This window comes from Pantoea sp. CFCC18179, from assembly GCF_059412405.1.
In genome coordinates, this window is record NZ_JBNBPM010000004.1 from 64,281 (window position 1) to 77,429 (window position 13,149).

The 13,149-nt window shown below is 55.0% G+C and carries 14 protein-coding genes; 8 read left to right on the forward strand and 6 right to left on the reverse strand.

The genetic code is table 11. The features are described 5' to 3' along the window. Positions 1-23: 23 nt before the first annotated feature. From ACPUC7_RS09850 to gntU, 4 genes are all read left to right on the forward strand, one after another. Entirely contained in the window at positions 24-719 is a 696-nt protein-coding gene (locus ACPUC7_RS09850; RefSeq protein ID WP_494922802.1) for a pirin family protein, read from the forward strand. Between the two features lie 127 nt (positions 720-846). Beyond that, on the forward strand, positions 847-1,842 hold the full coding sequence (gene gntR, locus ACPUC7_RS09855) for a gluconate operon transcriptional repressor GntR (protein WP_343552540.1): 996 nt from the start codon (positions 847-849) through the stop codon (positions 1,840-1,842). A gap of 141 nt (positions 1,843-1,983) precedes the next feature. Beyond that, positions 1,984-2,520, forward strand: coding sequence for a gluconokinase (gntK, locus tag ACPUC7_RS09860; protein WP_494922803.1), 537 nt, complete (start codon positions 1,984-1,986; stop codon positions 2,518-2,520). 2 nt (positions 2,521-2,522) lie between these two features. Beyond that, positions 2,523-3,863, forward strand: coding sequence for a gluconate transporter (gene gntU / locus ACPUC7_RS09865; RefSeq protein ID WP_494922804.1), 1,341 nt, complete (start codon positions 2,523-2,525; stop codon positions 3,861-3,863). Between the two features lie 42 nt (positions 3,864-3,905). Here gntU and ACPUC7_RS09870 read toward each other — a convergent pair whose 3' ends face one another. From ACPUC7_RS09870 to ACPUC7_RS09895, 6 genes are all read right to left on the reverse strand, one after another. Beyond that, positions 3,906-5,531 carry a Na/Pi cotransporter family protein gene (locus tag ACPUC7_RS09870; protein ID WP_494922805.1) on the reverse strand — a complete coding sequence of 542 codons (1,626 nt, stop codon included), beginning with the start codon at positions 5,529-5,531 and terminating at the stop codon, positions 3,906-3,908. Positions 5,532-5,639: 108 nt separating this feature from the next. Continuing rightward, positions 5,640-6,632: an ABC transporter ATP-binding protein gene (locus ACPUC7_RS09875; protein ID WP_494922806.1), complete on the reverse strand. Its 993-nt coding sequence runs from the start codon at positions 6,630-6,632 to the stop codon at positions 5,640-5,642. A 2-nt stretch (positions 6,633-6,634) separates the two neighbouring features. Continuing rightward, a complete protein-coding gene (locus ACPUC7_RS09880; RefSeq protein ID WP_343552535.1) occupies positions 6,635-7,420 on the reverse strand; it encodes an ABC transporter permease in 786 nt (261 codons plus the stop codon). Positions 7,421-7,430: 10 nt separating this feature from the next. Then, a complete protein-coding gene (locus ACPUC7_RS09885) occupies positions 7,431-8,276 on the reverse strand; it encodes an ABC transporter permease (protein WP_343552534.1) in 846 nt (281 codons plus the stop codon). Next, positions 8,276-9,085 carry an alkaline phosphatase family protein gene (locus tag ACPUC7_RS09890; protein WP_494922807.1) on the reverse strand — a complete coding sequence of 270 codons (810 nt, stop codon included), beginning with the start codon at positions 9,083-9,085 and terminating at the stop codon, positions 8,276-8,278. The genes ACPUC7_RS09885 and ACPUC7_RS09890 overlap by 1 nt, the downstream gene beginning before the upstream one ends. 56 nt (positions 9,086-9,141) lie before the next feature. Next, the gene (locus ACPUC7_RS09895; protein ID WP_494922808.1) at positions 9,142-10,203 is read right to left on the reverse strand and encodes an ABC transporter substrate-binding protein; all 1,062 of its coding nucleotides are present in this window, start codon (positions 10,201-10,203) and stop codon (positions 9,142-9,144) included. Between the two features lie 224 nt (positions 10,204-10,427). Between ACPUC7_RS09895 and ACPUC7_RS09900 the strand changes: the two genes are divergently transcribed. From ACPUC7_RS09900 to ubiA, 4 genes are all read left to right on the forward strand, one after another. After that, on the forward strand, positions 10,428-11,126 hold the full coding sequence (locus ACPUC7_RS09900; RefSeq protein ID WP_494922809.1) for a UTRA domain-containing protein: 699 nt from the start codon (positions 10,428-10,430) through the stop codon (positions 11,124-11,126). 68 nt (positions 11,127-11,194) lie between these two features. After that, the gene (gene psiE, locus ACPUC7_RS09905) at positions 11,195-11,605 is read left to right on the forward strand and encodes a phosphate-starvation-inducible protein PsiE (RefSeq protein WP_008109934.1); all 411 of its coding nucleotides are present in this window, start codon (positions 11,195-11,197) and stop codon (positions 11,603-11,605) included. A gap of 92 nt (positions 11,606-11,697) precedes the next feature. Next, positions 11,698-12,216 carry a chorismate lyase gene (gene ubiC, locus ACPUC7_RS09910; RefSeq protein ID WP_494922810.1) on the forward strand — a complete coding sequence of 173 codons (519 nt, stop codon included), beginning with the start codon at positions 11,698-11,700 and terminating at the stop codon, positions 12,214-12,216. Positions 12,217-12,222: 6 nt separating this feature from the next. Continuing rightward, positions 12,223-13,107, forward strand: coding sequence for a 4-hydroxybenzoate octaprenyltransferase (gene ubiA / locus ACPUC7_RS09915; RefSeq protein WP_494922987.1), 885 nt, complete (start codon positions 12,223-12,225; stop codon positions 13,105-13,107). The last annotated feature ends 42 nt before the right edge of the window (positions 13,108-13,149 follow it).

The following is a 13,149-nucleotide window of genomic DNA, read 5'->3' on the forward strand; positions in this document are numbered from 1 at the left end:
AAAAACATTGAGGAGAATTGAACATGATTTATGTACGTAAAGCTGAAGAACGCGGTCACGCTAATCACGGCTGGTTGGATAGTTGGCACACCTTTTCCTTCGCCGATTACTACGACGCCAACTTCATGGGCTTCTCGGCGCTGCGAGTGATTAACGAAGATGTGATCGATGGCGGCCAGGGTTTTGGTACCCATCCGCACAAAGACATGGAAATCCTGACTTATGTGCTTTCCGGCACCGTTGAGCATCAGGACAGCATGGGCAATAAAGAGCAGATCCCAAGTGGTGAGTTCCAGATCATGAGCGCCGGCACTGGTGTGCGTCATTCGGAATACAACGCCAGCGCCACCGATCCGCTGCACCTGTACCAAATCTGGATCATTCCAGAGCGCAAAGGCATTGAGCCGCGTTACGCGCAGCGCCGTTTCGACGATGTAAAAGGCCGCCAGTTTGTGCTGACGCCGGATGAACGTGACGGATCGCTCAAGGTGTTCCAGGACATGACGTTGTCGCGTTGGGTGTTTGCCGCCGATGAAAGCGATGAAGTGCAGATTGATGCCGGTCGTCGCGTGTGGATTCAGGTGGTGAAAGGCCTGGTAAGCGTGAACGGTGAACAAGTGGGCACCAGCGATGCATTGGCGATTTGGGATGAAAGCGCGCTGAGCATCAAAGCGGACAGCGATGCTGAGATTCTGCTGTTTGATTTGCCGCCAGTGTAAAACCCCCGGTCGCCAAAAATGGCGACCCTACGGCAACTTTTGGCGCGGCGCGCATTGACGCGCGCCTGACGCTGAACATGACAAAAAAATGATAAACTCGTCGTATCTCCGATTTCAGGCGCATACGATGAAGAAGAAAAGACCGGTATTACAGGACGTTGCCGATCGCGTCGGCATCACAAAAATGACCGTTAGCCGCTACCTGCGTAATCCCGATCAGGTCTCTGCGGCGCTGCGCGACAAAATCGCCGTGGCGCTCGACGAACTCGGTTACATCCCCAATCGCGCCCCCGACATGCTCTCTAACGCCACCAGTCGCGCTATCGGCGTGCTGTTGCCTTCCTTAACTAACCAGGTTTTTGCCGACGTGTTGCGCGGTATCGAAGCCGTCACCGACGAAGCGGGTTATCAAACGCTGGTGGCGCACTTTGGTTACAACGCGCAGAAAGAGGAGTTGCAGCTGCGCTCGCTGCTGGGCTGGAACATTGATGGCGTAATCCTCACCGAACGTACTCACACGCCGGGTACGCTGCGCATGCTGGAAGTGGCGGGCATTCCGGTAATTGAAATGATGGATTCCGTGACGCCGTGCCTCGACATGGCCGTTGGCTTCGATAACGTCGAAGCAGCACGCCAGATGACGCATGCTATCCTGAAAAAAGGCCATCGCCACACCGTTTACCTTGGCGCGCGTCTTGATGAACGTACCTTACAGAAACAGCAGGGTTACGAAAAAGCGATGCGTGAAGCGGGACTGACGCCGCACAGCGTGATGATGGAAGACGCCTCATCATTTAGCGCCGGTGCGCAGTTGCTGTGCGAAGCGCAAAAACGCTATCCCGCAACCGACAGCTTGTTCTGTACCAACGATGACCTGGCGGTGGGCGCGATGTTTGAGTGCCAGCGCCAGGGCTTGCGTGTGCCCGAACAAATGGCGATTGCCGGTTTCCACGGCCACGATATCTCGCAAGTGGTCAATCCGCGTCTGGCAACCGTGCTCACGCCGCGCGAGCGCATGGGACGGGAATCGGCGGCGATGTTGTTGGCGCGGATTGGCGGCGATCGTAACGTCACTGCACCGTTGGATGTCGGGTTTGAAATTGCCGAAGGTGACAGCATCTGATTTTGGCGATTTTTTGAGTCAGTTCACACTTTCGTGCTTTTCCGCCTAACAAGGGTTGCCAGCTTTTCTGTCGGCTCCGACAATGGCAACACAATTTGTTATCGGTAACATTGGGCAGAAAAACTGCCGGAGCGCAAAACCATGACCACGCCATCTCCATCGCATCACGTCTTTATCCTGATGGGCGTTTCCGGCAGCGGAAAGTCTGCCGTCGCTAATCAGGTTTCTCATCAATTAAGCACCGCATTTCTTGATGGAGATTTCCTTCATCCGCGCAGCAACATCCTGAAAATGGCCGATGGTCATCCACTGGATGACACCGATCGCCAGCCGTGGCTGCAAGCGCTCAATGATGCGGCGTTTGCCATGCAGCGCACTCAGGAAGTCTCGATTATCGTTTGTTCGGCGCTGAAAAAGTCCTATCGCGACATCTTGCGTCAGGGCAACGAGAACCTGAAATTCATCTATCTGAAAGGCGATTTTGAGACCATCGAATCACGCCTGAAAGCGCGTAAAGGCCACTTCTTCAAGCCGCAGATGCTGGTGACGCAGTTTGCTACCTTGCAGGAACCAGGCGCAGATGAGTCGGATGTATTAGTGGTGGATATCAATCATTCACTGGATGACGTTGTTGCGGCCACGGTTGCGACCATTAAGGACGCAATCAACAAGGGTTAGTCATGAGTACCGCAACGCTAGTGTTAACCGCAGCAGGCTCTGTCCTGCTGCTGCTGTTTTTGGTGATGAAAGCGCGTATGCATGCCTTTGTCGCCCTGATGTTAGTTTCAATTGGTGCCGGATTATTCTCCGGCATGCCGCTGGATAAAATCGCGCAAACCATGGAAAAAGGCATGGGCGGCACGCTCGGCTTCCTCGCCATTGTGGTGGCGCTGGGCGCAATGTTCGGCAAAATCCTGCATGAAACCGGCGCAGTCGATCAAATTGCCATCCGCATGTTGAAAACCTTTGGTGAAAGCCGCGCGCATTACGCGATGGGCGTGGCGGGCTTGATCTGCGCATTGCCGCTGTTTTTTGAAGTGGCGGTGGTGTTGCTGATCAGCATCGCCTTTGCCGTGGCGCGTCGCACTAAAGGCAATCTGGTCAAGCTGGTGATTCCGCTGTTTGCTGGCGTGGCTGCGTCGGCGGCGTTTTTGTTGCCAGGACCGGCGCCGATGCTGCTGGCCTCGCAAATGCACGCGGATTTCGGCTGGATGATCCTGCTGGGTTTGTGTGCGGCGATTCCCGGCATGCTGATTGCCGGTCCGTTGTTTGGCAACTTCATCGCTCGTCACGTCAGTTTCAGCACGCCACCGGAAGATCATCAGCCAGATGTTGAAGAGAGCAAACTGCCGTCGTTTGGCTTTAGCCTTTCGCTGATTTTGTTCCCGCTGCTGTTGGTTGGCTTGAAAACCATTGGCGCGCGCTTCACCACGCCAGGTTCGCATCTGTATGAATGGCTGGAATTTATCGGCCATCCGTTTACTGCGATTCTGCTGGCGTGTTTGGTGGCGATTTACGGTCTGGCGTATCGTCAGGGCATGGATAAAGAGAAGGTGATGCAAGTGTGCGGCAGCGCGCTGCAACCGGCGGGCATTATTCTGCTGGTGATCGGTGCGGGCGGCGTGTTTAAGCAAGTGCTGGTGGATTCCGGCGTTGGCCCGGTTTTAGGGCATGCGTTAACCGGCGCGGGGATGCCGATTGCGTTGGCCTGCTTCATCCTTTCTGGCGCGATTCGCGTGATTCAGGGCTCGGCAACCGTGGCCTGTTTAACCACCGTCGGTTTGGTGATGCCGGTGATTGAACCGCTGCATTACAGCGGCGCGCAACTGGCGGCACTGTCGATTTGTATTGGCGGCGGCTCGATTATTATCAGCCACGTTAACGACGCCGGTTTCTGGCTGTTCGGCCGCTTCACGGGCGCCACCGAAGCGGAAACGTTGAAGACCTGGACGCTGATGGAAACCATCCTCGGCACCACCGGCGCGATTGTTGGAATGATCGCGTTTAGTTTGTTGTCGTAATTTTGTGTGGTCGCCATAAATGGCGACCCTACGAAACGACATTTAATCCTCATCCCGCTCATCATCCGGCTGATCCAGCACCGTGTACGCCACGGCGCAGAACAGCGAGTTCAAACGCTTCATATCACCGAGCAAGCCAAGGTGCAGCGAACTGGTTTCGATGCTTTGCACGTTTTGCATATGCAGGCGCTCAACGTGAGCGTGGGAGAAGCGGCGAATCAGAATGCGGAAGCGATGTTTGGAGCGGCGCAGGCGTTTGGCGCTGGTGACATCATGCGACAGGAACACCGACAAACTCAGGCGCAGGTTATACAGCACCTGTTCCTGTAAGGTATTCAGCTCTTCCAATCCTTCTGGCGAAAATGCGCGGCGCGCGGTCAGCGATTTATCGGCGACATCGGCGCACATGCGTTCAAGAATATCGCCCGCCTGCTCCAGATTGAGCGCCATCTCAATGATCTCCGCCCAGCGGCGTGAATCATCTTCCGGTAAATCCTCTTTCGGCATGCGCGCCAGATAGAGTTTGATAGCGGTATACAGCACATCGACATCATCATCCAGCCGTCGCACCGCGCGTTCTTCACGCAGATCGCCGTGCACCACTTTATTGAAGGATTCGACCATTTGCTCGATCACGTCGCCGATACGCAGCGTCTCGCGCGAGGCATTGGCCAGCGCTAATGCGGGCGTATCCAGCGCGCTGCTATCGAGATGTTTGGGTTTGAGGTGCGCTTCATTCTCCGGATCGTCGTCAATCATACGACGGCACAAACGCGCCATTGCATCGGCGAACGGCACCATGATCACGCAGCGAATCAGGTTGTAGAACACGTGGAAGAAGATCACCAACTCTTCGTCATCGACCGGCAATTTGTCGAGCACGTCGGCGACAACATTGACGAACGGCAGAATGGCGATGCTGCCGATCAGCTTGAACAGCAAACTCCCCAACGCCACGCGTTTACCGGCGGCATTGGAACCGCTGGCGTTGATCATCGCTAGCAAGCCGCTGCCGAGATTGGCGCCGATCACCAAACACAGCGCCACTTTAAACGAGATTACGCCGGTGGCAGTTAAGGTCGCGGTAATCAGCACCGCCGCGAGGCTGGAATAGCTGATGATGGCGAATACCGCGCCAATCAGCGCATCCATCATCACATCGCCGGTCAGCGTCGAGAACAGCACTTGCACGCCAGCGGCTTGGGTGATCGGTTGAGCGGCGGCGACGATCAGTTGCAGCGCCAGCAAAATCAGGCCCAGGCCGATGCTGGCGCGGCCTAATTGGCCGAGGCGCGTTTGTTTGCGGCTGAGGAAAAACACCACGCCAAACAGGATAAACAGCGGCGACAACCAAGAGAGATCGAAGGTCAGAATACGCGCCATGATCGCGGTCCCGACGTCGGCACCGAGCACCACCACCAGCGCGGGCGTGAGACTCACCAGATTCTGCGCAACAAACGAAGTGACTAATAAGGTAGTGGCGTTGCTGCTTTGTACCAGCGCCGTCACACCAATCCCGGCGAGAAACGCCATCGGTTTTTTCTCGACGCTGCGACTTAGCACGCGGCGCAGATCGGCACCGTACACGCGCATGATGCCGGTACGCACAATGTGCGTGCCCCACACCAACAGCGCCACGGCAGAGAGTAGATTAAGCAGAGTTAACACGGTTAAAGGCTCCTCATCCGTCAGGCTCAAAATGCGCCGATTGCCAGCCTGACGGTGAGCGCAACCGGTAAAACCACTGCCGGGTTGCGTTACCTTTTTTCGTTTAAATTAAGCGACCTGGCGCAACGTCGACATCTCTAACTGTAGTCCAATCTGCATACCTGCGGGGTGCAAATCTGCCGCGCTGCGGTTGAGCACATCTACCGACAACTCAATATCTTGCGCCAATACGCGATAGCGAATCACGTTGCCAAGCAGGCTGTGGCTGAGGATGGTGGCGGGAATGCCCTCTTGCGGCGCGCATACACGAATCGACTCGGGACGAATCGCCACCTGACCGCTGAATGGCTGGCCGCTTAACTGCGTGGCCTGTTCTGCGCTCAGCAAGTTGTAGTTACCAATAAAACCGGCAGCAAACAGATCGGCCGGTTGGGTATACAACATTTCCGCATTGCCGTTCTGCACAATCTTGCCGCGATTCATCAACACGATGCGATCGGACAGCGTCAGCGCTTCTTCCTGATCGTGGGTAACGAAAATGGTAGTGAGTTTCAGCTCTTGCTGAATATTGCGGATCTGCTCGCGCAAGTGGCGGCGAATACGCGCATCCAGCGCCGATAAAGGTTCATCCAGCAGCAGCAAACGCGGACGCGTCACCAGCGAACGCGCCAGCGCCACGCGCTGACATTGCCCGCCAGAGAGTTGATGCGGATAACGTTTAGCGAAATCGGTGAGTTCGACTAATGCCAGCACTTCCATCACGCGTTTTTGGATATCGCTGCCCGCCAGTTTCTGCATCTTCAGGCCAAACGCCACGTTCTTCTCGACCGTCATATTTGGGAACAGTGCGTAGCTTTGGAATACCATGCCGATGGTGCGTTTTTGCGGCGGCAATGGCACCAAATCCTGGCCTTGCAGCAAGATGTTGCCGCTATCCACTTCCGTTAATCCGGCAATGCAGCGCAGCAGTGTCGATTTGCCACAGCCGCTCGGGCCGAGCAGGGTAACAAATTCACCTTGTTCAGCGCTGAAATCGATGTTCTCGAAAATAGTGGTTGGGCCGTAGCTTTTGTTCAACTGGGTGACGTTCAGATAACTCATGATCAGCCTCGTTCAGGATTGAGGGCATTCGCCAGCCAGGTGACCAGCAAAACAACAGCAAAATAGGAGATCACCAGGGCGCTGGTGAAGTGGCCGCTGCCGTTGCGCATATTGAACAGATAAACCTGCAAGGTTTCATAGCGGGTGCCGACCAGCATGTTAGCGAACACAAACTCACCAATCAGGAAAGAGAAGGAGAGCAGCACCGCAATAAACACCCCTTTGCGCAGATTCGGCAGCACTACAAACAGCGCCGCTTGCCAGGTGCTGGCACCCAGCAGATGTGCGGCATCAATCAGTTCCTTCAGATTGATCGCCTGCATGTTGTTGGAGATGGCGCGATAGATAAACGGCAGCGCGATGGTGAAGTAACAGCCAATCAAAATCCACGGCGTGCCGGTCAGCATCAGCGGGGAAGACGAATAGAGCTGCAACAGGCCAACCGATGACACCACCGGCGGCACGGCGAACGGCATCAGAATCAGCACATTCATTACCGCGTCAAGCTTCGGATAGTAGTAAGCGATTACAAACATCGCAGGCAGCACCAGCACTAACGAGAACAGCAGTGCACCAAAACACACCAGCAACGAATGGCCTAACGCCGTCAGGAAGCGTGGATCGCTCCACAATTCGCTCAGCCACTTCAAGGTAAAACCTTGCGGCAGAATGGTGTCGCTCCATTCGGTGGAGATGCCGTACAGCAGCGTCGCCAGCAGCGGCGCGGCCAAAATACACAGCAGCAGCCAGACAATCAGGCGATGATAAAATTTTTCCGCGCGGGACACGTGTGGCTCCTCAGGAAGGTTTGGCGTTGAGATAGCTGCGACGCACCAGATACTGCTGCACCACGGTAATCAGCGCCATAATCAGCACCAGCAGCATCGCCAACGCGCCGCCGGTATTCGGATCCAGCGAGATATCGCCAGAAACCAGCGCAGCAATACGCACCGGCACCACGTTGAAGTTGCCGGTGGTGAGCGCATAAATGGTGGCGTACGCGCCAAGCGCATTGGCGAGCAGAATCACAAAGGTGCCAAGCAGCGCCGGGAACAGAATCGGTAAGCCGATATGCCACCAATAGCGCCAGCGGCTGGCACCGAGCAAGGCGGCGGACTCTTGCCAATCCTGACGTAAACCGTCAAAGGCCGGATAGAGCAGCAGAATGCCGAGCGGGATTTGGAACCAGGTATAAACCAGCACCATGCCGTCTCGCGAGAACAGTTTGAAGCCTTCCAGCACGCCGTAATGACGCAGCAGCAGCGTCAGGCAACCGTTTAGGCCGAGCAGAATCACAAAGGCAAACGCCAACGGCACGCCAGCAAAGTTGCTGGTCATGTTGGTAAAGGACATCAAAAAGCGCTGAAAACGGCCGCTTCCTAACTGATGCAGCGAATAGCCAGCAATCAGCGAGATCAGCAAGCCGTAAATGCTCGACCAGATGGAGATATCCAGCGACAGACGAAACGCCTGTAAATAGAACGGCGAGGTGAGGATATCGCTGTAATTATCGATGCCCCAACGTTCGTTGATATCGCTCCAGAAGCTGTTAATGGCAATCCACAATAGCGGCGCGAGCTGGAAAGCCACCCAGAACAGCGCAAACGGCAGCAGCAATAACGTAGCCAGCGTTTTGCCTTTCATTAATGCCGCTCCGCCAATAGTGCGCGACAAACCGGTTTGTCGTGTTCGACGCCGAGCAAACTGCAAACGATGCCGCATAACTCGGTTTGCTGTGGTTGCAGATCCGCCTGAAGCGAGAAGCCTGAACCAAACACAAACAGCGGCACTTGGGTTTCTTCCGGCAAAATACCGCCGTGCGAGCGATCGTCGTTCATGCCGTGATCGGCAGTGACAATCACCTGATAGCCTTCCGCCAGCCAGGTTGGCATCCACTGCGATAAATAGCCATCGGCCATGCGCGCGCGGTTACGATATTGCGGCGACGACAAGCTGTGCTTGTGTCCGGCATCGTCAATGTTCATCGGGTGGATCAGCAGGAAATCGGGATCGTGCTTGAGGCGCAAACTTTCAGCGTCTTCAAACAGATGGGAATCCGGATAACCGTCGTCCCAGTAAAAGTGGCCGTACTGAATCGGCAGATCGGGCGCGTGGGTGTGGCGATCGCGCGCGGCATTAAACGGAGTTTGATTGTACAGTTCGCTCACCCAGTGATATGCGGCGGCGGCGGTGGTTAAGCCGGCAGCGCGCGCGTAATGGAAGATGCTGCGCTGATTACTCAAGCGATTGACGCCGTTATGAATAATGCCGCTGCGCACCGGTGGAATGCCGGTCAAAATGCATTCGTATAACGGGCGCGACAGCGAAGGCAGTTCGCAGGTCAGCGTATAATATTGGCCGTTGCCCTGTGCGCATTCGGCAAACAGATAACCCATTGCATGCTGCGCCACCTGATTGCTCAGCCCATCCAATACCACCAGGATCGTTTTCATCCTTTCTCCTTAATGGAAAAAAGGTGCGCATGAATGCGCACCCTATAACAACAACGTTATTGCTTCATATTGATGATGACGTTCTCTTGCCACAGACGCGGCAGCATTTTCGAGGTCTTGTCCCAGGCAGCCTGGTCTTTGATTGGACGGGCATTTTTGTACTCAGACTGCGGCAGCAGTTTGGCTTGCACGTCGGCAGGCAGCGTTAAATGCTCGGCACGAATGGGACGCGCATAGCCTTTTGCCAGATTGATCTGACCTTCATCAGACAAGATGTATTCACGCGCCAGCTTGGCGGCATTAGGGTGCTTGGCGTATTTGTTGATGATGGTGGAGTAACCCGAAGTCACTGAACCATCAGATGGAATCACCACTTCATAGCGGTTTTTGTCGATCTGATCGCGGTAGTTCAGACCGTTAAAGTCCCATACCACGGCAACCTGAATTTCGCCTTTCTCAATGTTGGCAATCACCGGATCGGTCACGCCCAGGCGGCCTTCTTTCGCCAGCTCACCAAAGAAGCTCAGCGCCGGTTTTACGTTCTTCTCATCGCCGCCCATCGCATAGCTGGCAGCCAACACGCCGTTCGCCGCTTGAGCCGCAGTGCCGACGTCGCCGATAGTGACCACATACTTACCTTTCTTTAAATCGGCCCAGCTGTGCGGTACATCTTTCACTTGTTGCTTGTCGACCAGGAACGCGATGGTGCCGGTATACGCCAGCATCCAGTTGCCTTCTGGATCTTTAGCCCAACTTGGGATTTGGTCCCAATGGGTGGGTTTATAAGGCTGTGCGACACCTTTCGCTACGGCAATTGGCCCAAACGCGGCGCCCACATCGCCGATATCCGCGCTGGCGTTCTCTTTCTCGGCATCGAATTTCGCCAGTTCCTGGGCAGAGGACATATCAGTGTCGCTGTGCTTCAGGCCATATTTGCTGCTGAGGTCACTCCAGGTATCTTTCCAGTTGGCCCAGCTGTCTGGCATGCCGACACTGTTAACCTGACCTTCAGCACGCGCAGCTTTTTCGAGCGCGGCGAGGTCATTATCTGCGGCTTGCGCGGCAGGCAACGCAAGCAGTACGGCACTGGCTACTACAGAGGCGATAAACGCTTTCATCTCGATTGCTCCCGGTATATGTTGTGGGACTTCTTGGTCTAGACCAGCAAGAACCGAGCCAATGTAGCCCGAGTAGATGAAGGTTTTATGACCATGGTGGTGAAATGTGGTGTGGCGCGACGATCCACATGCGGTTACAGCGCGCTAAAGCGTGGGTGTGTTCTTGTCACATTGTAGTCATCGAACTGTCATAGTGCAGTTTTGCCCCAAAATGAGGCTGAAAAATGTTGTCGAAAACGGCGGATGTGATTGCGGCAGGGCTGCGTGAACGCATTGAAATCGGTGAATTTGCCAGCGGACGTTTACCGGCGGAGCGCAGTCTTAGCGAGCAATATTCCACCACGCGCATCACCTTGCGTGAAGCGCTGGGTTTGCTGGAAGCGCAGGGCATTATCTATCGCGAACTGCGTCGCGGCTGGTTTCTGGCGCCGCCGCGTCTGGTGTATAACCCGTCGCATCATAGCCACTTTCACGCGATGGCAACAGAGCAGGGGCGTGTGGCCAGCACCGAAGTGCTGGAGGCACGCGAGGTGCCCGCGCAACTGGCGATTGCGCGACATCTTCAGCTGCTGGAAGGCGACACGGTTTACCGTATTCGGCGTTTGCGGCGCATTGATGGCCGCGCGGTGTTGTATGTGGAGCATTACCTCAACCCAGCCTATTTCCCCGGCTTGTTAGACGAAGATCTCACCCGTTCTCTCACCGACTTATACCTGCAACGTTATGGCATTCGTTACGGTGGCGCGCGTTTCACTATTTTGCCGGGGCCGCTGCCCACGCGTGCCGCACCCGCGTTGAATGTTGCCAGCGGCACGCCGGGATTGCTCATCACCCGCATTAACCGCGATCAACATAAGCGCGTGATTGATTGCGACTGCGAGTTCTGGCGCTACGACGCGCTTTGCGTGGATGTCGAAGTATAAATATTGTGATTTTGATCACACTACAGCATGATAGCGCCAGAGCTATTCAGAGCACGAGGTGTGAAAAAATGACAATAAAAACAGGCGTTGGGCAGTACATTTCCCTGGCACTGCAATGGGTGCTGAATATTGGCCTGATCATTCTGGCGATTATTCTGGTGGTGTTTCTCGGCAAGGAGACCATTCACCTTGCTAACGTGCTATTTAGTACCGGTGAACAGACCTCTTCGTATCTGCTGATCGAAGGTATCGTCATCTATTTCCTCTATTTCGAGTTTATCGCGCTGATTGTGAAGTACTTTCAGTCGGGCTATCACTTCCCGCTGCGCTATTTCATCTATATCGGTATAACGGCGATTATTCGTCTGATCATCGTGGACCATAAAAATCCGTTCGATACGCTGTATTACTCAGCGGCCATTCTGATTCTGGTGGTGACGTTGTGGCTGGCGAACAGTAATCGCCTGAAACGTGAGTAAATAATCTTCTTTCTTTGTCGTGGCACAACGATCCGTGCCACGCATTCTCCTCTGCGTTAAACTAGGGCAACTTTTTTTCCGGAGATGTCCTGATGTCGCATGAAGCGCTGCGCCAGCTACGCGCACTGCACTGGCTACCAGCCTCTTCCCCGCTGCTTTCCGCCCCTTTGCTGGACTGGCTACTGGAAGAAGATTCCATGACGCGCCGTTTCGAGCAGCATTGCCAGCAGGTCACCGTTGAGCCGATCCGCGAAGGCTTTTTTGCTGCTGATGAAGTACAGGAAGAAGCGGCATTCTTGCCTGCCGATGAACGCTTTTGGCTGCGTGAAATTGTGCTGTGTGGCGATGGCGAACCCTGGCTGATTGGCCGCACGGTCGTCCCTGACAGCACACTAAATGGCCCGGAACAGATGCTGCAAAAGCTCGGCACGCGACCGCTAGGCCGTTATCTGTTCTCTTCATCAACCTTGAGCCGTGATTTTATCGATCCCGGCCAGGTTGATGATTTATGGGGACGCCGTTCCCGCCTGCGTTTGTCAGGCAAACCGCTGTTGCTAACCGAACTGTTTTTACCGGCGTCGCCGCTGTATCGCTCGCTGGAGCAAGGATAAATGACTGTGCAAAACACTTTACCGATGACCAAGTGGCAGGCCTATTGCCGCCTGATGCGTATCGACAAACCTATCGGCACCGTGTTGCTGCTGTGGCCAACCCTATGGGCGCTGTGGCTTTCTGGCATGGCGATTCCGCCGCTGCCAGTGCTGTTGGTGTTCGTGCTCGGCGTGATTGTGATGCGCGCCGCGGGCTGTGTGATCAACGATTACGCCGATCGCAAAATTGATGGTCACGTTAAGCGTACCGCTTCACGCCCGCTGGCGAGCGGCGCGGTAAGCGAGAAGGAAGCCAAACTACTGTTTGCTGGCTTGGGATTGCTGGCCTTCATGCTGGTGTTAACCATGAACACCATGACGATCTTGCTGTCGTTCGGCGGATTGGCGCTGGCGTGGGTTTATCCCTTCATGAAGCGTTACACGCATCTGCCGCAAGTAGTATTGGGCGCGGCATTTGGCTGGGCGATCCCGATGGGATGGGCGGCAGTTAGTGAGTCCTTACCTTTGGTTTGCTGGTTGGTTTTCCTGGCGAATATTTGCTGGACAGTGGCTTACGACACGCAATATGCGATGGTTGATCGTGATGATGATTTGAAGATTGGCGTAAAATCGACAGCTATTCTGTTTGGTCGTTACGACAAGCTAATTATCGGTTTGCTGCAACTGGCGACGCTGGCGCTGATGGCGTTGGTCGGCATGATGCTCAATCTGAGCGGCGCATTTTATTGGTCGCTGTTGCTGGCCGCGGGCCTGTTTGTGCATCAGCAGAAACTGATTGCCCAGCGCGAGCGCGATCCTTGCTTCCAGGCATTTCTGAATAACAACTATGTTGGCATGGTGCTGTTCCTGGGCATCCTGCTCAGCACGGTACCGTTTGTCGATATGCTATAAAAAGAAAGGGCGCACCAAAGTGCGCCCTTTTTATCGCTTGCC